This window comes from Amycolatopsis sp. WQ 127309 (genome assembly GCF_023023025.1).
Taxonomy (GTDB): Bacteria; Actinomycetota; Actinomycetes; order Mycobacteriales; family Pseudonocardiaceae; genus Amycolatopsis.
Genome location: NZ_CP095481.1, coordinates 4,210,501 through 4,230,775, shown reverse-complemented (window position 1 = coordinate 4,230,775; position 20,275 = coordinate 4,210,501). Strand labels below are relative to the sequence as shown.

Here is a 20,275-nt window from a genome sequence, read left to right as displayed (position 1 = left end):
CAGCAAGGAATCAGGCGTCCCGGTCGCGCAGATACCGCGTGTGGTCCGCCTGCCGGTCGACGTCCGCCGCATAGAACCGCTCGGCGATCCGATGCGCCTCCGCTTCGAGCAAGTCGAGCTGTGCCACCAGTTCGGCAGCCGCACCGGCCCGCCGGGAGGCGAACCACCGCGGCAGGTTCAGGAAGGATTCCACCGACAGCGGCAGATCCGTCCACACCAGCCGGTCCACGGAGTGCCGCAGGTCCGGATCGGCCGACAGCCGCGCGGGGTGTGCGAGCAGGTCGAACAGCACTTCCGCAATCCGCCGCACGGTGTCCACAGTGGACTCAGGCATCTGCGACGCCCGGGAGTAAACCGAGGAAACCAGCGTCTCCAAGGACACGCGCAGCTCCCCCGAAGCGTCGGGCAGCAGCCGGACCTTCTCCGGCGGTGCGAGCAGCGCGCCTGCCGCGTACAGCGCGACCACGACCACCGACCACAGCCAACCGATCACCCCGGTCAGGTACAGGCCCAGGCCGATGAGCCCGCCGACGCAGCCGGCGAGGTTCTTGGTCGAGCCCAGATAACGCAGCATCATTGGTATCCGCGAATCTCCTGGAAGACGCTCGCAAGCTGGACCTTCCGCGCGTCGAACACCTTGCCGCCGGTCATCGTCGCGACCTGCGTCAGCTCGTCGCTCGACCCCTCGCCGAACAGCACCGTGAACACCGGCACCCCCTTCATCGCGGGTGGCAGCGCGCCGAACGACGCCTGGAAATCGGACAGGGACGAGCCGTTCGCGTTCTCCCCGTCGGTCATCAGGACGATCGAGGTGAACCGATCGGGATCGCGCGCCGCCAAGGGTTCCAGCACCCGGTAAGCCTCGACGAGACTGTCGTAGATCGCCGTCCCGCCGCGAGCGGAGAGCCCTTCGGCGAACGCCTTGATCCGCGCCAGCTCACCCGCCGGATCCTGCTCCGGCACGACGAACGTCGAAGCCGGTGAGGGGCCCGAGTTGAACGGCAGCATCGTCACCTCCTCCCGGCTGCGGAACCGCCGGTACCGGCCGGTGAGCGAGTTGTCGGCGCCCGTCAGCCCGGCCAGCGCGGTGCGCAGGGAGTCGATCCGGTCGCCCTCCATCGAGCCGGACGTGTCGAGCACGTACAGCGTCCGGGACGGCCTGCGAATCTTGTCGAAGTACGCCTGGAGCAGGGCGTCCACCGCCTGCTGCGTCGCCGGGAACGGCAGTTCGACGAGGTCCCGCTGCGCGAACTGCGACCCCAGCGCGACGCCGGGCACGACCGGACGTCGCTGAGTCGTGTCCATGATCCGCTTCTGGACGTCCGGCGTGCGCAGGTAGTCGGAAAGCCGCTGGTGCGACGACCGCGCGTCGGAACCGGCGTCCGCCAGCAGCGTCAAGGGATAGTCCGCGGTGACGACGCCGTCGCTCGGGTAGATCAGCTTCAGCGGTTCCGGCAGCTTCCCGGACGCGTTCGCCGAGAGCAGCACGGACTCGTAGTTGATCAGCCCGTCGACCTTCTGCCCGGGGTCCTGGCCGGTCGCGCGCCGCGTGTACGCGTCCGACAGCCAGCCGGACGACCCGGCCGAAAGGGCCTGTGCGCTGAAGAACTGCGTCAGCTGCGGGGTGACGGCGGCGATCTGCCGAGCGTCGATCGCGGTGCCCGCGCCCGCGAGCGCCGACGCGACGCCGACCAGCGCCGAGAACCCGGAGTTCGACGCCGACGGGTCGGTCATCCCGTACGTGAACGCCTTCTTCCCGGCCTGCGCGGCGATCTCGCCCCAGCCGACCGGCTTGCCGGTCCAGCCGAGCCGCTGCGCGGACGACGCCGACAGCCCCAGCACCACCGGCGAGCTCATGATCTTGACCTGGTTCCCGAGCCGCTTCGCTGCGTCGGGAATCCCGGCCGGATAACGGTTCGACGAGAACCACACGGCGTCGTACTTGCCGTCGGCGCTGCCGTTCGCCAGCGACTCGGCGCCTTCCAGGGTGCCGGTGAAGGTGAACTTGACCTTGACGCCGGTAGCTTTCGCGGCCTCGTCGAGCACCGGCTGCATGTCCGCCAGCTCGCTGCCCGCGAGAATCCTGAGCGTCCCCGGCTCAGGGCCGTCCGACGCCGCGGAGGAGCAGCCGGCCAGCAACACCGCGCTCAGCGCCAGTAAAACGAGCTTCCTCATGCTTCCCCCTCGTGCGAACGCCGCAGGTGGTCCTCGGCGCGGCGCAGCTCGCCGGTCAGGGACTCGACCGTGGTCGCCATGGTGCGGACGGCGTCCGCGCGGAAGCCGTCGATCGCGTCGATCGAGGCGTAGATCCGGTCGAACGACGCGCGGATGGTCTCGGTCGCGACGGCCGGGTCGCTGCTCGCCTTGCGGATCTCCGCGGACTGCGTCTCCAGGAGCTCGGAGTTGGCGCGGATCAGCCCGTCGGTGGTCGACTGCAGCGCCGCCACCTCGTCGAGGACATCCCGCTGACCCGCGAGAGCGGCCGAGACGAGCAGCGCGACGCGCAGTGCGGACACGGTCGTCGAGACCGCCCGCTCGACGCCGCGGATCAGCTCGTCGTTGGTGCGGCGCACCAGGTCCAGCGCGAGGTACCCCTGCGCGCTCACCGCGAGCTGGGTGAGCAGGTCCTGGTGCCGCTGCCGGATCGGGTACAGGATGTCGCCGCGCAACGCCCGGGCCCGCGACGGGTCGGCGAACTCGAACACCGACGCCTGACGCTCGATGGCCGCGTCGACGGCTTCGGCGAACAGGGCCGCCTCGGCAAGCTTCCCCAGCACCTTCCACAGCCGTTCGCGCTCGCCCTTGATCGCGGCGTTGTCGCGCCGCAACCGGTCCTGTCGCGTCCGCAGATCGACGACCAGCGCGTTCACCGGCTCGTTCGCCGCGTGGTAGCGATCCAGGGCCCGCTTCGCGGCACCAGCCATCGGGAACATCCCGAGCAGCTTCCGCCCGGTGATCGGCAGCTTGGCGGGGTCAAGCTCCGCAACGGTCCGGCGCAGCCCGGCGAGGCTCGTCGTGACGCCGTCCTGCGGGGAAGCGGAACCACGCAGCGAGCGGTCCAGCATCGCGCCCGCGACGCCGGCCGCGGCCCGCATGTCGGCCTCGCCGACGGCCAGCAGTTCGTCGAGGACGTCGGTGAACTCCGGCGACTTGACGTCCAGGGCTTCCAGGCGTGTCGCGAAGACGCCGGCGCGCGCGGTGATCTCGGCGCGGGTGTCGGCCCCGAGCGTGACGAGCCCGGCGGCGCGCTCGGGGGAGACCGCGGTGACGGGGGTGAGTTCGTCCATGTCAGTACTGCTTGCCGACGGCGTCGAGCAGGCGCTCGAGGGTCTCGAACGACGGCGGCTCGACGGCGTCCACGAGGTCGGCGGGCGCGTGCGCCGGCGCGGCGACGTCCGCGAAGAGCTTCGGGTCGGTGGTGCGGAACCCGAAGGTCGCGGCGAGCTTGCCCAGTTCCGGGTCGGTCGCGAGGAGCCGGCCCACCTTGTCGCCGTCGGCGGACAGCGGGACCAGCGTGTGCTTCGAGTAGACCGTCGGCGCCGTGTAGATCATCCGCATGTCCGGCCGGATCGAGCCGTCGCCGCGGACGACGCGGTCCACGAACTGCGACTCGTAGATCAACGCCAGCGGCGTCTTGCCCATGCCCGCGGACAGGTAGTCCTCGAACGGTCCTTCGGTGCTGTTCTGCGTGTATCCCTGGTCCAGGAACAGTTTCGACACCGACGGCAGCACCTTCGCCTCCTGCTCGGGCGTGCTGACGACGGTGTTGCCGTTGGCCACGAAGGAAACGATCGAGAGGTACATCGCCGCGGAGTTCGACTCGCGCGGGTCGGTGGTCGTGACCAGGACGTTCTTGCGGGCCGGGTACGCGGCGTTGCCGGGCAGCTGGTCCCAGCGCGTGCCCGCCTTCGCGACGTCCAGGTACTTCGCGACGTCGAGGACGTCGTAGTCGCCGGCGCCCTTGCGCACCACGCCGTTCGCGCGCAGCAGCGCGACGATCGGCTCGAAGGTGGCGATCGCCATCGGCGACTGGAACGGCGTGTAGACGGTCGTGACCTTGCGGTCGCGCTGGATCTTCTGCGCCGCGGGCGAGGACGACGGGAAGGCGAACGCGTACTTCCCGAGGTCGACGGTCGTCGCGAGCTGCCGCGACCCCGCCGTGTCGACCTCGACCTTCAGCCCGTGGTGCGCGAAGGCGTCGACGACGCGCTGGTCGGTGAAGAAGGCCTGCTTCTCCGACCCGATGACCCCGCGCACCGTCGCAAGACCCGGCCCGGAGCCGTTGCCCCAGACGATCACCGCCACGACCGCGAGCAGCAGCACCACGGCCAGTCCGATCGACACCCGGCGTTTCACGAGCCACTCCCCTCGACGGCCCGATGATTCAGGGCCTTCGACTCGTTTGACGCGCGAACGAGCCGGTTCGAAGTGAACAGCGGGTGAAGGAACGGTGTCAGGTCACCGGGAACCAGGTCCCGGACGCCCATTCCGTGTCGCCCCAGGCTTTTCGCTCTTCGGCGCGTGGGTCGAGCACCAGATCCGTGTCTTCCCGGAAAACCAGCACCGGCCGCAGTTCCGGGCCGTACGGCGGCCATTCGGGGCCGTCCGCGTCCGCGACGCCGTCGTGCACGAACCGCACCCAGCACCGGTGGATCAGGAACGCCGCGCGCTCGCGGGCCGGGTTCACGTCGGACGCCTGCGCGAACAGCGGCAGCGGCGTCTTCCACGCCATCGTCGTCTCGGTGCCGTGCCCGCCGTCGAGCTGCTCGGGCACACCGGGGGCCGCGATGTCGATGCGGTAGCGGTAGACGGACGCGTGCGCGGCCTGCGCGTCGGCGAGGCGCTGGGTCGGGACGCCGTAGCGTTCGTCGCCCATCGCGGCGATCTTCGCGGCGTTGAGGTCCGGGACACGGCGGAGGTAGGTCTCCAGCAGCTGCGAAGCGCCTTCCTCGCCGAGGATCGAGGAGAGGACGTCGTCCGCGGGCGCGGTCGCGGCGTCGTCACCGAGCATCATCGCGTACGTGCTGCCTTCGTTGCTGTTGCAGCCGACGAGCAGCGGGACGCCGGCCGCGCTGCCGCGGCGGATCGGCTCGATCGGGACCTCGGGCAGCACGCGGGGGTGCAGCGTCGGGCGCCACAGCCACAACGCCTGGAAGCCGCTGAGGATCCGTTCCTGCGCCTCGACGAACTCCTTGGCCGGCAACGCCCGCAGCGCTTCGACGTCGTGGCAGCCGACCTCGTCGAGCAACCGCAGGGCCAGCGCGGTGCCGGTTTCCGGCGTCGCCACGTGGTCCGCGCCGCCGCTGCTGCTGATCGCCTGCGCGAACAACCCCGCGCCGAGCGGGCTGCCCATCAGGTTCCCGACGCTCTTCGCGCCCGCCGAGACGCCGTAGACGGTGATCCGCGACGGGTCCCCGCCGAACGCGGAGATGTTGCGGCGCACCCACTTCAGCGCGGCGATCTGGTCGAGCAGACCGCCCACCCCGGCGTCCGCCTCGGCTTCGCCGAAGACGCCGGCGAGGTGCAGGAACCCGAGCGAGCCGAGCCGGTAGTTGATCGTGACGACGACGATCCCGGCGCGCGCGAACTCCTCGCCGTCGCCGAGCTGTTCGCCGTGGCCGACGCGGTAACCGCCGCCGTGCAGCCAGAACAGCACCGGGTACCCGCCCTCGGGCGCGGGCTCCTCCGGCGTGCAGACGTTGAGGTACAGGCAGTCCTCGTCGCAGACCGCCGACGGGTTCATCGGGTCGGGCGACTGCATCGCGTGCGGCCCGTACTCCGCCGCGACGTGCACGCCACCCGAGAGCGACGGCGGCTGCGGCGCCTTCCACCGCAGCTCGCCCACCGGCGGCCGGGCGTACGGGATCCCGCGCCACCGGCGGACGCCGTCACCCGCCAGCCCCACCAGCGCCCCGAGCTCGGTCGTGACCGTCGGGACCGAGGCCATCAGAGGGAGGCCTGCTCTTCGGTCGGGAGGCACACCTCGAACCGGGTGCTCCCTGGCTCGGACTCGACGCGCAAGTCGCCCTGGTGCCGCTCGACGACGATCTTCCACGAGATGTCCAGGCCCAGCCCGGTGCCCTCGCCGACCGCCTTGGTCGTGAAGAACGGCTCGAAGATCCGGCCCTTGACGTCTTCCGGGATGCCCGGGCCGGTGTCGCCGATCTCCACGCGGACCTGGTCGTTGACGCCCCAGGTGCGCAGCGTGAGCGTGCCTTCGCCGCCCATCGCGCCCAGCGCGTTGTCGATGATGTTCGTCCACACCTGGTTGAGCTCGCCCGCGTACGCCGGGATCTTCGGCAGGTCGCGGTCGTACTCCTTGACGACGCGGACGCCGTCGCCGATCTTGCCGGCGAGCATCACGAGCGTGGAGTCGAGGCCGTCGTGGACGTCGACCCACTGGTGCGGCGACCGGTCCATCTGCGAGTACTGCTTGGCCTTGCCGACCAGCGCGGAGATCCGGGTGGTCGAGTCCTCGATCTCGCCCATCAGCATCTCGGTCTCGAGCGCGTAGGCGAGCCAGCGGACGGCGCCGTCCATGAAAGTGTCGCCGACCTGCTCCAGGACGTTGTCGAGGTCGGTCGTGGTGAGCCCGGCCCGGACGTAGATGTCGGCGAGGTCCCAGCCGCCGTCGATGTCGTGGTCCTCGAACCAGTCGCTGATCTGGTCCTCGCGGTCGGACTGCTGCATCGCGCTCAGCTTCGGGGCCTGCGCGACCTGCTTGACGAGCTTTTCCTGGACGTCGATCAGCTGGTAGAGCAGCTCGGGATCGATGGTCTTCTTCGCCAGGAACGCCAGCTTGTGCCGCATCCCGGCGACGCGCTCGCGCAGCGCGGACGTCGCCCGCACGGCGGCCGCGGCCGGGTTGTTCAGCTCGTGCGTCAGGCCGGCCGACAGCTCGCCCAGCGCCAGGAGCCGGCGGCGCGAGCCGATCACGGTGTCGCTGTTGCGCCAGCCGAGGTACATGCCTTCGAGCAGGTGCGTCGCCATCGGGAACCACCGGCGGAACTCGACGGAGAACTCCCGCGAGGGCAGCGCCAGGAACGTGACGTCGGACAGCGCGCGTACCGAAGCGCCGTAGCGGTGGTCGGTGTCCTGGTGCACGAAGAACTGCGTCGCGCCGAAGTAGACGCCACGCTGGTCGGACCGGTTGGTCTCGACCTCGGTGCCGCTGACGAGCCGCGTCATCCGGATCGCGCCGCTCAGCAGGACGTAGAAGCAGGTCGCTTCGTCGCCTTCGCGGATGACGACGGTGTCGCCCTCGTACTCCTCGAGCACGGCGTTGCCGGCGATCCAGTCGAGCTGGTCTTCGGAAAGGTGTTCGAACAGGAAGAGGCCGCGAAGCTCTTCCCGCGGCAATGCGCTCATTGTTCCTCCAGGTACCGGTGTACCAGCGTCACGGCCATCGCGCCTTCGCCGACCGCGGAGGCCACCCGCTTGACCGACTGGGACCGCACGTCGCCCGCTACGAAGACGCCCGGGATCGACGACTCGAGGTAATGCGGGTCACGGTCCAGCGTCCAGCCCCGGGGGCGCTGACCGGCGGCCAGCAGGTCCGGGCCGGTGCAGACGAAGCCGTGGTCGTCGCGGTGGAGGTCGTCGCCGAGCCACTCCGTGCGGGGGGCCGCGCCGATGAAGATGAACAGGTGGCCGGTGTCGACCTCCTCGGTGACGCCGTTCTCGCAGAGCGTGAGCCGCTCCAGGTGGTCGCCGCCGTGGGCCTGCTTGACCGTGGTGCGGGTGCGGACGTGGATGTTCTCGATGCCGGCGATCTGCTCGATCAGGTAGTGCGACATCGACGACTCGAGCGACTCCCCGCGCACCAGGATGCTGACGTCGCTGGCGTGCTTGGAGAAGAACACCGCGGCCTGGCCGGCGGAGTTCGCGCCGCCGACGATGTAGACGTGCTCGCCCTTGCACTCGGGCGCCTCGGTGGGCGCCGAGCCGTAGTAGACGCCGCGGCCGCTCAGCTCCTCGATGCCCTCGGCGTCGAGGGCGCGGTAGGTGACGCCGCTGGCGAGGATCACCGAGTGCGCGGCGATCTCGCTGCCGTCGCCGAAGGTGATGACCCGGGACGAGCCGCGGGCCTCCAGGCCGACGACGTCGCGGGCGGTCAGCACCTCGGCGCCGAACTTCTGCGCCTGACGCCGCGCCCGGTCGGTCAGCTGCGCGCCGGAGACGCCGTCGGGGAAGCCGAGGTAGTTCTCGATGCGCGAGCTCGTGCCGGCCTGGCCGCCGGTGGCCTTCTTCTCGACGAGCACCGTGCGCAGGCCCTCGGACGCGCCGTACACCGCGGCGCCGAGCCCGGCCGGGCCGCCGCCGATGACGACGAGGTCGTAGAACTCCTGCGCGGGGCGGGTCGACAAGCCGACCGCGTCCGCGATCTCGCCGCTGGAGGGGTGCTTGAGCACGGTGCCGTCGGGGGTGACGATCACCGGGATGTCGGCTTCGACGGCGTCGGCGGCCTTGAGCAAGCGCTTGCCCTCGTCGTCCTCGACCGAGTACCAGCGGTAGGGCACGGCGTTGCGCGCGAGGAAGTCGCGCATGTGGAACGACGGCGACGAGTACCGGTGGCCGAGGAGCTTGACCTCGTCGACCGGCTTGTCTCCGACGGCCTTCCAGGTCTCGACGAGCGCGTCGATCACCGGGTAGAGCTTCTCCTCCGGCGGGTCCCACGGCTTGAGCAGGTAGTGGTCGACGTCGACGACGTTGATCGCCTGGATCGCGGCGTCGGTGTCGGCGTAGGCGGTCAGCAGGGCGCGGCGGGCGTGTGGAAACAGGTCCATCGCCTGCTCGAGGAAGGCGATGCCGTCCATCTGCGGCATCCGGTAGTCGGCGAGGATCGCCGCGACGGCGTCGCCGCGCAGCTTGATCTCGCGCAGCGCGTCGAGGGCGTCGGCGCCCGAGTCGGCGCGGATGATGCGGTAGTCCTTGCCGTAGCGCCGGCGCAGGTCACGGGCGACCGAGCGGGACACGGCGGGATCGTCGTCGACGGTCATCAGGATCGGCTGGCTCACGCTTGCAGCCTACGGCGCGAGGCGCTCCGCTGGGGAGGACCGGCGTTTCGGCACCTGGACCCGCTCCAGGTCCGCGGCCACCACGATCTCGCCGTCGAACTCGGCCCGGGCTTCGTCGAAGAACCGCTGAGGCTCGGGGTAGCGCTGCGAAAAGTGGGTCAGCACGAGCAGCCGGACGCCGGACTCGGCGGCCACGCGGGCGGCCTGCTGGGCGGTCAGGTGGCCGAAGTCACGGGCCAGGGCGGTGTCCTCGGCGAGGAAGGTCGACTCGATCACGAGCATGTCCGCGTCCTCGGCGAGGGCGTAGACGCCGTCGCAGAGGCGGGTGTCCATGACGAACGCGAACCGCTGGCCGCGCCGGGGCACGCTGACGTCGTCGAGGCTCACCGTCCCCAGCCGGCCGTCGCGCTGGAGCTTGCCGACGTCCGGGCCCTGGATGCCGAACGAGCGCAGCCGCTCGGGGAGCATCGTGCGGCCGTCCGGCTCGACCAGCCGGTAGCCGAACGCCTCGACCGGGTGACTCAGTTGCCGCGTTTCCAGGACGCCGAACTTGCCCGACGCGATCGGGCCGTCTGCGGCGATCGGTTGTTCCCGCAGGTCGGCGGTCTCGTAGAACGACGTCGCGTGCCGCAGCCGCTCGAAGTAGTGCGCGCCGGACGCCGGGAAGTGCGCGTGCACCGGGTGCTTCACCTTGTCGAGCGACAGCCGCTGGATCACGCCGGGCAGCCCGAGGCTGTGGTCGCCGTGGAAGTGCGTGACGCAGATCCGGGTGACGTCCGTGACCGCGACGCCGGCGTGCACCATCTGCCGCTGGGTGCCTTCGCCGGGGTCGAAGAGGAGGCCTTCGCCGTCCCAGCGCAGGAGGTAGCCGTTCTGGTTTCGGTGGCGCGTGGGCACCTGGCTCGCGGTGCCCAGCACCACCAGTTCGCGGGTCACATCCCCGCACGGTACTCAGACCGCGGCGGGCGTGTTCGCGATTTTCCGCAGCCGGAAGGCCAGCACGAGCAGCACGATCCCGTAGACCAGCGCGTAGATGCCGACCAGCAGCGCGACGCCGTACGCGCCCGCGATCGGGTTGATCACGATGAGGATGCCGGCGAGCACGGAGATCGCGCCGGCCAGGACGAGGAACGCCTCGCCCTGGATCTGCTTGCGCAGCCGGATCGCGGCGACGATCTCGGCGATCCCGGTGACGATCGCCCACAGGCCGACCAGCAGCGCCAGCAGCAGCACCGTGATGCCCGGCCACACCAGCACCACGATCCCGGCGACGATGCCGAGCACGCCCAGCACGCCGTACGCGGCGCGGTGGGCGCCGTCGCCGGGGCGGAAGGCCTGCATCAGCGCGCCGATGCCGTCCACGATCGCGTAGACGCCGTAAAGGATGGCCAGCACGAGGACGGTCTCGCCCGGCCAGACGAGCGCGAAGATCCCGAACAGCACGGCGAACACCCCGCGCACGGCCGTCAGCGGCCAGGCCTGCCGGGGTTCGACGACGATTCCGAAGGCGGTCATGTCCCGCTCCTTTGCACTCCGGGAGCCCCAGTATCGCGACACCCGGCGCCCTCGGCGCGGTTCACCACCCGTTCGGGCGTGGATCCCGGAGCAGCAGCTCGACGTTGCGGTCGGCCGCGGTCCCGGCGCCCCGCTCGGGGCCGTCGCGGTGCTGCCAGTAGTTCGCCGACAGCTCGCGGGACAGCCCCGCCAGCCCGATCGGGTCGGCACCGCCGCCCGTCACCGGTCCACTGTGGTCGACGATGGTGACCACAATGGACAGCGTGCCGTCGGCGTTGTCGCGGACCTCGACGAGCCGGGCCTGCTGCGGCCAGTCGATGTGCGACGCCGTCGTCACTTCCCAGAACGTCGCCTGCGCGGTCACCTTGTTCTCGTGGGTGTGGCCGTTCACCCAGAGGACGACGTTCGGTGACGCGTGCAGCAGCGCGGCCAGCTCGTCGGCCAGCACCCGCCGGTCCGGGCCGTGGTCGTTGACCAGCGTGTCGAGCGGGTGGTGGCTGAAGAGCACGACGAGCCGGTCCGCCGACGCCGTCAGCTCCGCGCGCAACCACTCGAACTGGGGAACGTCGAGCGAGCCCTGCCAGAAGCCGTGCGGGTTGACCGTGTTGAGCACCAGGCACCGCAGCACGCCGTGGTCGAACGCGTAGTAGGCGGTGTCGGAGTCGGCGTTCGCCAGGACGTACCCGTGGCCGTGGCAGTCGACGTGCGCGCCGATCCACTCGGCGCGCGAGACGTGCCGCCGCTCGGGATCGGGCGTCACCGGCACCGTGGCGCCGTCCAGCAGCCGCGCGACGACGGCCCGCTCGGCCTGGTCGAAGCCGTGCAGCAGCTCGACGACGTCGCCCTCGGGCAAGGCCGTCAGCTTGTCCCCGCCGACCGTGATCTCGCCGAGTTCCGGCCACGGCGGGACGACGCCCTGCAGCATGTTGTCGTGGTTGCCGTAGACGGCGTACCACGGCACGTGCAGCCCGGTCGCCTCGAACGGGCGCGCGGCCGCGTCGAGGACACCCGGCGCCTCCGGGAAGCCGTAGCGGGCCCGCGCGTGGTCGTCCTCGCAGCCCTCCGGCGTGCCGTCGGGGTGCCAGTAGCGGACGTCGTAGGTCGCCGGGTCGCTCGCGTGGACGCCCTCCCAGTGCCCGCGCTCGCCGGAGTCCGGGTCGACCGGGCCGCCGTCGAGCGTGCCCAGGTAGGCGCGCAGTTCGTTGGCCTGGCAGGCGTCGGTCGCGTCGCCGGTGGACACCGCGAAGCCGACGTCGAACTCGTTGACCGCGCGGACCATCGCCTCGACGACGTGCGTCGTGAAGACGTCCTGCGGCCGGTAGGTGCCGATCAACGGGAGGTAGGGCCGCAGCGGCGAGTCCGGGTCTGCGTGCCGTTCCAGGTACTCGACCCGGCTCGGCGACTGCGCGTCCATCACGTGCAGGTCCGACAGGTGCGCGAACCGCGCCAGCGGCGTCCCGGCCCGGGACGGCGACGCCGGCGCGAGGTCCTCCCGGACGGCGTGCGGTTCGCCCGGCGCCTCGGCGAGCCGCCGGTAACCCAGCTCGCCCGCCTCGGCCCGGACGATCCGCCGGCGCGTCGTGTCCACTACGCGTCCGCGGCCAGCAGGACCGGGCGGCTGCCGAAGCCGACGGCCGCCGTGCTGCCCGGGAGCAGCTCCGCGGCCGTCACGCTCGGCAGGTCCACGAGCACCGTCGTGCCGTCCGGCAGCACCGCCGTGAGGCGGGTGACCGCGCCGCGGAAGCTGTGGTCGGTGACGCGGGCCGGGCCGCCGGGTTCGAGCGTCACCGACTCGGGGCGGACCAGCACGCGCACGGCCGCGCCGTCCGCCCGCTCCCCCGGCTCGGCCAGCTTCAGCCGCTGGCCGGCGACGTCGACCTCGGTGCCGCCGCCGGTGACCGTGCCCGCGAGGTGGTTCATCGTGCCGACGAACTCCGCCACGAACGCCGTCGCCGGGCGCGCGTACAACGCGGCCGGGGTGTCGCACTGCTCGAGCCGGCCGTCCTTCATCACGCCGACGCGGTCCGCGATCGACAGCGCCTCCTCCTGGTCGTGCGTGACGAACAGCGTGGTGATGCCGACCCGCAGCTGCAACCGGCGGATCTCGTCCCGCAGCTGCGTGCGCACCTGGGCGTCCAAAGCGGACAGTGGCTCGTCGAGCAGCAGCACGCGCGGCTCGATGGCCAGCGCCCTGGCGAGCGCGACGCGCTGCTGCTGGCCGCCGGAGAGCTGGTGCGGGTAGCGCTTGGCGTGGCTGTCCAGCCCGACCAGCTCCAGCAGCTCCTGCGCCCGCTGGTGCCGGGGCGCCGTGCCCTGGCCGCGCAGCCGCAGCCCGAACGCGACGTTGTCCCGCACGGTCAGGTTCGGGAACAGGCTGTAGGCCTGGAAGACCATGCCCATGTCGCGCTTGTTGGCCGGCACGCCGACGACGTCGGAGCCGTCGACGAGCACCTCGCCCGCGTCGGCCTGCTCGAGGCCGGCCAGCACGCGCAACGCCGTCGTCTTGCCGCAGCCGGACGGCCCGAGCAGCGCGACCAGCTCGCCGGGCTCGATCAGCAGGTTCAGGCCGTCGAGGGCCTTGACGTCGCCGAACTCGCGGTGCAGCCCGCGGAACTCCACGGAGGCGCCCGTCTTGGTTTCGATCACGGTCATCAGGCGGTTCCTTGCGGTGCGGGGGCGATGGGCGCGGCCGGGTTGTGCTCACGACGGCGGCGGCCCGCGACGAGGGACAGGACGAACAGCAGCAGGAAGGCGACGAACAGGCTGAACAGCGACACCGCGACCGACACGCCGGCCTCGGACTGTCCGGTTTGGACGGTCCACACCGGGAAGGTGTCCATCAGCAGGATGCTGGCCAGGGTGTATTCGCCGAGCACCAGCGCCAGGTTGAGGAACGCGGCACCGAACACCGCGCTGCGGATGTTGGGCACGATCACCCGCAGCAGCACGGTGCCCCAGCCGGCGCCGAGGCTGCGCGCGGCCTCGACCAGCGTCGGCAGCGCGATCGCCTGCAGGCCCGCGTCGAGTGTGCGGTAGGTGAACGGCAGGGCCAGGACGACGTACTCCAGCACGAGGATCACCGGCGTCCCGTTGATCACCTCCGGCGCGTCCGCGAACACCACGAGCACGCCGTTGACCAGCACGATCGGCGGGATGACCAGGGGCAGCAGGCTGATCCCCTCCATCACCCGGCGCAGCTTCGGCTTGCGCAGGTGCACCCAGCTGACCGTCGGGACCATGATCAGCAACGTGAGCACGACCGTGCCCGCGGCGACCCACAGTGACGTCCCCAGTGTCTCGAACAGGCCCGGCTCGTCGAGCAGCTTGCTCCACGAGACGAAGCTGTGCGTGTCGTTGACGTCGCGCAGGCTGAACTCGACCGACGCCGCCATCGGCACCAGGAAGTACAGGCCGAACAGGGTGAGAATGGTCCAGCGACCCCATTTGTTCGTCATCCGAGCCACCTCGACGCGCGCCGCTGCATCCACGAGTAGAACGCCATCACGATGGCGACCACGACGATCATGCCGAGGCCGAGCGCCTTCCCGAGGTTCTGCTGGTCCGCTACGACGTTGCCGGAGACCAGCGAGCCGATCTGGATCGGCACCAGCGGGATGATGCCGGTGGTCAGCGCGTACGCGGTGGCGTAGGCGCTGAACGCGTTGGCGAACAACAGGAGCGTCGAAGCCAGGAACGGCGGCAGCAGCACCGGGACGGCGATGAGCCGGAAGTACTGCGTGCGCGTCGCGCCCAGGTTTTCCGCCGCCTCGCGCCACTGCGCGCGCATGCCTTCGAGCGCCGGGGTGAACACGATGACCATCAGCGGGATCTGGAAGTAGATGTAGACGATCGCGATGCCGGAGAAGCTGAACAGGCTGAACCCGGACGCGTAGAGGTCGAGGCCGAGCCCGGTCAGCGCCTTGGTGACGATGCCGATGCTGCCGAGCGTGGCGATGAACGCGAACGCCAGCGGCACGCCGCCGAAGTTGGCCAGCACGCCGGCCGCGCTGGAGACGACCTTGCGCAGCAGGCCGTCCGGCTTGGACCCGAGGACGGCGTGGGCGAGCAGCGCGCCGAGCACGGCGCCGACCACGGCGGTCAGCGCGGACAGCTCGATGGACGTCACGAACGACCGGCCGAACTGGTCCTTGAAGGCCGCGCCGAGGTTGTCGGTGGTGAACGCGCCGTCGTTGTCCTGGAAGGCACCGACCGCGACCATCACCACCGGCGCGCCGAGGAAGACGCCGGTGTAGGCGAGGAAGGGCAGCAGGCCGAGGTGGCCGGTCACCCACTTGAGCAAGCGCCGCGCGAACCCGGGGCGCACGGGCACGGCGGCAGGCGATGTCGCGCCTGCCGCCGTGGTGAGGGTCTCGGCCGTCACGTCAGCCGACGGCCTTCGCCCACTCGTCCGCGACGACCTTCTTGGCCGCGTCGATCTGGTCGTTGGTCGGGAACTTCGTCTCGCCCGGGATCTGCGGCAGGGCCGCGAGCGACGTCTTGTCCGCGGTGCCCGCCGTCTCCATCTTCGGCAGCCGCGCCGGGCGCGAAAGGCCCTTCAGGAAGAGGTTCTGGCCCTCGTCGGAGAACAGGAACTCCTGCCACAGCCGCGCGGCGGCCGGGTGCGGGGCGGTCTTGCTGACCGCCTGGCAGTAGAAGTTCGAGTAGACGCCGTCGGCCGGGACCGCGACCTTCCAGTCGACCTTGCCCTCGAGCTTCTTGGCGTAGCCGGCCTGCAGGTAGTCCCAGTCGAGCGTGATCGGCGTCTGGCCGCTTTCCACGGTCGCCGCGCTCGACTGCACCGGGATGAAGTTGCCGGACTTCTTGAGGTCACCGAAATAGGTGATGCCTGGCTTGATGTCGGCGAACGAACCGCCGTTGGCCAGCGCCGCGGCGTACACGCCGGCGAACGCCGCGCCCGCCTTCGTCGGGTCGCCGTTGAGCGCGATCTTGCCCGCGTACTCCGGCTTCTTCAGGTCGGCGAAGGACTTCGGCGGGTTCGGCACCTTCTTGGCGTCGTAGCCGATGGAGATGTAGCCGCCGTAGTCGTTGACCCACTGGCCGTCGGCGTCCTTCTGGTTGTCCGGGACGTCGGCGAACGTCGCGACCTTGTAGGGCGCGAGCAGGCCGTCCTTGGCCGCCGTCAGCGCGAAGGCGCCGCCGAGGTCGAGCACGTCGGGTGCGCGGTCCTGGCCCTTGAGCTGCTTGACGGCGTTGACCTCGTCCTGGCTCGAGCCCTCGGGGTTGGCCTCGGTGACCTTGAGGCCGTACTTCTTCTTGAAGGCGTCGAGGACCTCGCCGTAGTTCGCCCAGTCGTGCGGGAGGGCGATGACGTTGAGGGTGCCTTCCTTCTTCGCCGCCTCGACGAGCTTGTCGAGCCCGCCGAGGTCGGCGGCCGACTTGGCGGTGCCGGCGGCACCGGAGTCCTTGTTGTCGCTGGAAGATCCGCCACAGGCGGTGAGTACCAGGGCACCTGCGGCGACCGCCGCGGTGAGCGCCGCGAAACGTCTGTTCACTTGCTACGTCCTCCGATACCCGGGGTGGCTGTGCGAGCGAACGCTCCCCGAGCAAGGTGAACAATCCATAACTTCCCGGTAAATATGTACTACCGTACGCATGCACGCTCTGTAATCACACTTTTCGCCCGTTCGGCGGTTGCCCGTTAACCCGGCCGACGGGTTTTACGTGAGGACTTCCGTTACGGAGAATGAGGACCGGCGTGCGCCGCGGCCGCCACCACGGCGCACGCCGGTTGATCAGGGGTAACTCACCAGGTTGACGGGCTTGGTCCCCGTCGGCGTCGTGTCACCGGTGGTGTTGATGACGTGCGTGATCGTCCCCTGGTAGTTCAGCGAGACGGTCACCATGTCGTGGAACTTGACACCCGGGGTGTTCGGCGCCTCGAAGGCGTGCGCGCTGGCGACCGAGGGGTTGGTGCTGAAGAAGCAGTAGCTGCCCAGCCCCCACGCCTCGTGACTCGTCACGTTCGGGCCCACCTTGTACGAGGAGTAGCCCTTGGTGGAGCCGTTCATCCAGCCCGCCTGGTTCGGCACGTCGTACGGCATCTCGTTCTGGAAGAAGTACGTCCGGCCGCCGTTGCCGTTCCAGACGACCTGCGTCTTCTGGTAGTGCTCGACGAACAGGCCGTACATCGTCACGTTGTTGCCGTTGACCGTGAGCCCGTTGTCGGCGGTGTTGGTGGTCCAGCCGACGTTGTTGCCGTTGTCGGCGTGGTCGGCGCGCCAGATCCACATGTGGTCGCCGATCACGTTGTTGCTGTTCACCACCAGGCTGTTGGTCGCCTTGCCGACGGCCGGGCCGCCGATCCGGAAGAACACGTCGTGCAGCGACGTCGGGTCGGCCGAGTGGTCAGCGGTCGAACCGGCCGCACCGACCTGCATGAGCGTGTTCGAGTTGGTCGTGCCGGCGTCGATCAGCAGGCCGGCCACCTTGACGCCGTTGACGTCGTCGACGTTCATCGCGGTGACGCCGCCGTCCGGCACCAGGGTCGCGATGCCGAGGCCGAGCACGACGGTGTCGGGCCGGGTCACGTGCAGCGCCTGGTTGAGGTGGTAGACACCGGGCGTCACCAGCAGGTTCTTCCCGGCGGCCAGCGCGGCGTTCATGTCCGCGGCGGTCGCGCCGGGCTTGGCGATGTAGAACTGGTCGATCGGCAGCGAGGTGCCCGGCGCGGTGCCGTTCGCCCAGCTCGTGCCGGACGCGTTGGTCTTCACGCCGGGGACGAACACCTGGTAGTTGCCGGCGTTGTCGATGTAGAGGAACGGCTTCTCGCGCACGACCGGCGTCGAGGCGACGGTGGTGTAGGGCGGCGACGGGAAGGTGTTCGAGGGAGCGCCCTGGACACCGGCGAAGACCATGTTCCAGTTCGAGCCGTTCCAGCTGCCGAACTGCGAGTTGCGCGAGATCCACTGCTGCTGCGAGCCGGAGCGGACCTGGCCGTCGATCTTCGAGTCGGAGATCCAGCCGCCGCTGGCCCAGCCGCCGTCGTCGAGCTGCAGGTCACCGCGGACGTGCATGCGGCGGTACGGCGCGGCCTGGCTGACCGCCCAGCGGTCGGCGCCGCCGGTCGGGTTGACGGACAGGTTCTCGGCGCCGCGCCAGAAGTTCTGCGTCGCGTTCTGCGGCGGGAACCAGTCGGCCTCGACGTGCACGGCGCCGTTGATCGTCACGGCGTCCGGGCTCAGCCCGAGGCCCAGCACCTGCGTGTAGAAGCCGACGTTCACGTCGTTGGAGTACGTGCCCGGCTTGAACATCACGGCGTAGCGCTGACTGCCGAACTGGTTGCGTTCCTGCTGGCTGAAGATGCCGTTGAGCCGGCTCTGGATGCTGGAGCTCGACATCGACGGGTCGAAGATCACCACGTTCGGGCCGAGGTCCGGCTGACCGGAGGTCGGAGGAGTAGTGCCACCCACGGGGGTAAGTGTGAACGACTGCGCACTGGTGTTGTTACAGGAGTACTGCTGAAGCTGGACGGAGTCGGCGGTGGAGGCGCTCGGCACGTCGAGGCACTTCCCGCTGTTCCGGTTCACGAAGTGGTACCGCCCACTGCCCTCGTCGACGGCCTGCCACTGCTGGTTGAGACCGTTCGAGTAGCTCCACAGCTGCACGAGCCCGCCATCGGCGGTCGAGACGCCGGTGACATCCCAGGCCGCGGCGGCGTTGTTGCGCGTGTTGACGCGGAAGTAGCCGTCCCCGGTCGACTGGAACTGCCACTCCTGGGAAGCGCTTTGATTGCAGCTGTACTGCTGCACGACGGTGCCGTTGGCGCTGGCAGCAGCCCGAGCATCGACACACTTCCCACTGTTCACGGCGGCGACCGTGTACCACCCGTCAGGGGTGATGGCGGCCTGAGCCGCCGGCGCCGCCGCAACGACGGTGATCAAGCCCGCGACCAGGGTGGACGCTGCCGAGAGCACCGTCATCACCCGCCGTCGCACCGGACTCTTCATCGAAACCTCCTCTGCCGCACAGGCGGCGTTCTTCGAGCAGGAAACGGCAGAGGCATGCCCGGTGAAGACGCGGCGTAACGGGCGGGGACCTCGGCGTCACAACCGCCGAAAATGTAACGGCGGACACACCGCGAGTCAATACACGCCTAAAAATAAGTCCTAAAACTGCAGGTCACAAGGTTGCGCTCGAGTTGGTGACCATGCGGGCACCCCCGCGTCAAGGGCCTCAGGACGGCGTGTAGGGTATGGCCATACGAGATGCGGAGTACACCTTCGCCTCGGGGCTATGGCGCAGCTGGTAGCGCACCTCACTGGCAGTGAGGGGGTCAGGGGTTCGAGTCCCCTTAGCTCCACAGTGACGAAACACCGCCCACCGGGACAGAAGTTCCAGGTTGGGCGGTTTTTTCGTTCCAGCAAACTTTGAGTTTCGACAAGCACAAGTTCAGCTACCGGCGGGTAGCTGGGGCAAAACTGGGGCACCGGCCGGATGGCGGCGAAATGGGGTCACGAGAAGTGCCCCAGCAGCGTCCCCCGAACAGGTGGATCACCAAAGGTTCTCTGACCCGCCACCTCTCCGCCGTCGGCCGCAGGCTCCGCCGCCGGTCCCGCGCCAGCCTTGATGCGGTTGGCCGCAGATCATGATCTTTCTGTCTCCTCAGCTGCGCCTGAGCGGAGTTAGCAGCGACCACGACCCGTCACGCACTTCGAGGCCACCATGCAGAACGACGACGCTCTCCTACGCCACCCGACGCCGTAACGCCCCAGCCGGAGCCCGCCGACTCCCCCACCGGCGACACGGGCCGACTCCTCTACACACCGGCCGACGCGGCCGAGCGCTTGACCATTGGCGAGTCGTGGCTCCGCCGCAAAGCCGGCCAGCGCCTCATCCCGTGCACCTTCGTCGGCAAGCACCTGTGCTTCACCGACGAGGACCTCCGCGCAATCGTCGACCGCCGGCCACCGCGGACGAGTCACCGGAACCAGGTTCAGAGCCGGCCCCGCCGACGCCGTCGGACTCGTCGCCAGCACCCGATCCGGTCACACACCGAGGTTCTTCGCCGAATCAGCTTCCTCTCTGTCGCCTATGGAGCGGTCCTGGACACGCACCACAACGCGACCCCCTCACCACAGCGCAGGAGTTCACCGTGCCCTGGACCGAACCCGCCGGCGACTGGCGCCGCGTGAGCTGAGTTCGGATCTCGTCCTGATCGGTGGGCCAGTGGCGAATGCCGTGACGCGTACAATGATGGCGAAGTTGCGCGGAACAATCTCCTACGATTTTCGCCGAAGATCAGGAGCACGAGGCAGCCGTGGTCCACGACCTGAGGTCCGGTCGGTTACCGAGGCCGCAGTACGAGGACTCAGGCTACCCGGTCGGCGACCATGCCTTGATCATCCGGACGCCGAACCCCCTCGCACCGGACACGTCGGAACTTGTCATCATCGCAGGATGCTTCGAACACGGCACCGAGGCTGCGGCAGAGAAGCTCGGAGATCGGACGTTCCTCCGCAGAATCAGGAGAATGAAGCACTTCGAGGCACTCGTCGAGACCACCGTCGTAAACGGTGCCCATTACAACACCAAGCTCGTTGAAACCCGGCGTATACCAGCAGGCTGAATCCGGGCCTTCCGAAAGTTCCGGCGTCGCAACGGCCAGTGTTGCAGTGAGTTGCGAACCCACTACACGCACTCATGCCGATGAGCGGAATTTCTCGCCAGAGTCGGCCGCGCGTTGCGGTGCGCCCCATGACGGGCAGTCGCGGTCGAACACCATC

16 protein-coding genes and 1 tRNA gene are annotated in these 20,275 nt (G+C 69.7%); 2 read left to right on the top strand and 15 right to left on the bottom strand.

Going from position 1 to position 20,275, the window contains the following annotated elements:
• Positions 1-10: 10 nt before the first annotated feature.
• The 15 genes from MUY22_RS19965 to MUY22_RS19895 all read right to left on the bottom strand — a co-directional run bounded on the left by MUY22_RS19965 (position 11) and on the right by MUY22_RS19895 (position 18,499).
• A complete protein-coding gene (locus tag MUY22_RS19965; protein ID WP_247061572.1) occupies positions 11-577 on the bottom strand; it encodes a hypothetical protein in 567 nt (188 codons plus the stop codon).
• Positions 574-2,175: a substrate-binding domain-containing protein gene (locus MUY22_RS19960; RefSeq protein WP_247061571.1), complete on the bottom strand. Its 1,602-nt coding sequence runs from the start codon at positions 2,173-2,175 to the stop codon at positions 574-576. Before MUY22_RS19960 ends, MUY22_RS19965 begins: the two co-directional genes overlap by 4 nt.
• Positions 2,172-3,287: a toxic anion resistance protein gene (locus tag MUY22_RS19955; RefSeq protein WP_247061570.1), complete on the bottom strand. Its 1,116-nt coding sequence runs from the start codon at positions 3,285-3,287 to the stop codon at positions 2,172-2,174. Before MUY22_RS19955 ends, MUY22_RS19960 begins: the two co-directional genes overlap by 4 nt.
• A 1-nt stretch (position 3,288) precedes the next feature.
• A complete protein-coding gene (locus MUY22_RS19950; protein WP_247061568.1) occupies positions 3,289-4,356 on the bottom strand; it encodes a hypothetical protein in 1,068 nt (355 codons plus the stop codon).
• Between the two features lie 97 nt (positions 4,357-4,453).
• Positions 4,454-5,947, bottom strand: a complete 1,494-nt coding sequence (locus tag MUY22_RS19945) for a carboxylesterase/lipase family protein (RefSeq protein ID WP_247061567.1) — start codon at positions 5,945-5,947, stop codon at positions 4,454-4,456.
• Positions 5,947-7,368, bottom strand: coding sequence for an ATP-binding protein (locus tag MUY22_RS19940; protein ID WP_247061566.1), 1,422 nt, complete (start codon positions 7,366-7,368; stop codon positions 5,947-5,949). Before MUY22_RS19940 ends, MUY22_RS19945 begins: the two co-directional genes overlap by 1 nt.
• A complete protein-coding gene (locus MUY22_RS19935) occupies positions 7,365-9,017 on the bottom strand; it encodes a response regulator (protein ID WP_247061565.1) in 1,653 nt (550 codons plus the stop codon). The genes MUY22_RS19940 and MUY22_RS19935 overlap by 4 nt, the downstream gene beginning before the upstream one ends.
• 9 nt (positions 9,018-9,026) lie before the next feature.
• Positions 9,027-9,953, bottom strand: a complete 927-nt coding sequence (locus MUY22_RS19930) for a ribonuclease Z (RefSeq protein WP_247061564.1) — start codon at positions 9,951-9,953, stop codon at positions 9,027-9,029.
• A gap of 15 nt (positions 9,954-9,968) precedes the next feature.
• Entirely contained in the window at positions 9,969-10,532 is a 564-nt protein-coding gene (locus tag MUY22_RS19925; RefSeq protein ID WP_247061563.1) for an HdeD family acid-resistance protein, read from the bottom strand.
• Between the two features lie 61 nt (positions 10,533-10,593).
• Positions 10,594-12,120 (bottom strand): TIGR03767 family metallophosphoesterase, encoded by a 1,527-nt coding sequence (locus tag MUY22_RS19920; RefSeq protein ID WP_247061562.1) that lies wholly within the window; start codon positions 12,118-12,120, stop codon positions 10,594-10,596.
• Entirely contained in the window at positions 12,120-13,184 is a 1,065-nt protein-coding gene (locus MUY22_RS19915; RefSeq protein ID WP_247061561.1) for an ABC transporter ATP-binding protein, read from the bottom strand. The genes MUY22_RS19920 and MUY22_RS19915 overlap by 1 nt, the downstream gene beginning before the upstream one ends.
• Complete coding sequence (locus tag MUY22_RS19910) at positions 13,184-13,987, bottom strand: ABC transporter permease (RefSeq protein WP_247061559.1); 804 nt, start codon at positions 13,985-13,987, stop codon at positions 13,184-13,186. Before MUY22_RS19910 ends, MUY22_RS19915 begins: the two co-directional genes overlap by 1 nt.
• Entirely contained in the window at positions 13,984-14,862 is an 879-nt protein-coding gene (locus MUY22_RS19905; RefSeq protein WP_247061558.1) for an ABC transporter permease subunit, read from the bottom strand. The genes MUY22_RS19910 and MUY22_RS19905 overlap by 4 nt, the downstream gene beginning before the upstream one ends.
• A gap of 52 nt (positions 14,863-14,914) precedes the next feature.
• Positions 14,915-16,045, bottom strand: a complete 1,131-nt coding sequence (locus MUY22_RS19900) for an ABC transporter substrate-binding protein (protein ID WP_247061557.1) — start codon at positions 16,043-16,045, stop codon at positions 14,915-14,917.
• A 240-nt stretch (positions 16,046-16,285) separates the two neighbouring features.
• Complete coding sequence (locus MUY22_RS19895; RefSeq protein WP_247061556.1) at positions 16,286-18,499, bottom strand: RICIN domain-containing protein; 2,214 nt, start codon at positions 18,497-18,499, stop codon at positions 16,286-16,288.
• Positions 18,500-18,779: 280 nt separating this feature from the next.
• On the opposite strand from MUY22_RS19895, the gene MUY22_RS19890 reads away from it, so the two are divergent.
• Together MUY22_RS19890 and MUY22_RS19885 are read left to right on the top strand one after the other, a co-directional pair.
• Positions 18,780-18,852: transfer RNA gene (locus MUY22_RS19890), tRNA-Ala, on the top strand.
• A gap of 957 nt (positions 18,853-19,809) precedes the next feature.
• Positions 19,810-20,118, top strand: coding sequence for a hypothetical protein (locus tag MUY22_RS19885; protein ID WP_247061555.1), 309 nt, complete (start codon positions 19,810-19,812; stop codon positions 20,116-20,118).
• The last annotated feature ends 157 nt before the right edge of the window (positions 20,119-20,275 follow it).

Bases quoted from the DNA above. Each gene is read 5' to 3' on its own strand.
- MUY22_RS19965 (WP_247061572.1), bottom strand. From the start codon at position 577: ATGATGCTGCGTTATCTGGGCTCGACCAAGAACCTCGCCGGCTGCGTC.
- MUY22_RS19960 (WP_247061571.1), bottom strand. From the start codon at position 2,175: ATGAGGAAGCTCGTTTTACTGGCGCTGAGCGCGGTGTTGCTGGCCGGC.
- MUY22_RS19955 (WP_247061570.1), bottom strand. From the start codon at position 3,287: ATGGACGAACTCACCCCCGTCACCGCGGTCTCCCCCGAGCGCGCCGCC.
- MUY22_RS19945 (WP_247061567.1), bottom strand. From the start codon at position 5,947: ATGGCCTCGGTCCCGACGGTCACGACCGAGCTCGGGGCGCTGGTGGGG.
- MUY22_RS19940 (WP_247061566.1), bottom strand. From the start codon at position 7,368: ATGAGCGCATTGCCGCGGGAAGAGCTTCGCGGCCTCTTCCTGTTCGAA.
- MUY22_RS19925 (WP_247061563.1), bottom strand. From the start codon at position 10,532: ATGACCGCCTTCGGAATCGTCGTCGAACCCCGGCAGGCCTGGCCGCTG.
- MUY22_RS19915 (WP_247061561.1), bottom strand. From the start codon at position 13,184: ATGACCGTGATCGAAACCAAGACGGGCGCCTCCGTGGAGTTCCGCGGG.
- MUY22_RS19910 (WP_247061559.1), bottom strand. From the start codon at position 13,987: ATGACGAACAAATGGGGTCGCTGGACCATTCTCACCCTGTTCGGCCTG.
- MUY22_RS19895 (WP_247061556.1), bottom strand. From the start codon at position 18,499: ATGAAGAGTCCGGTGCGACGGCGGGTGATGACGGTGCTCTCGGCAGCG.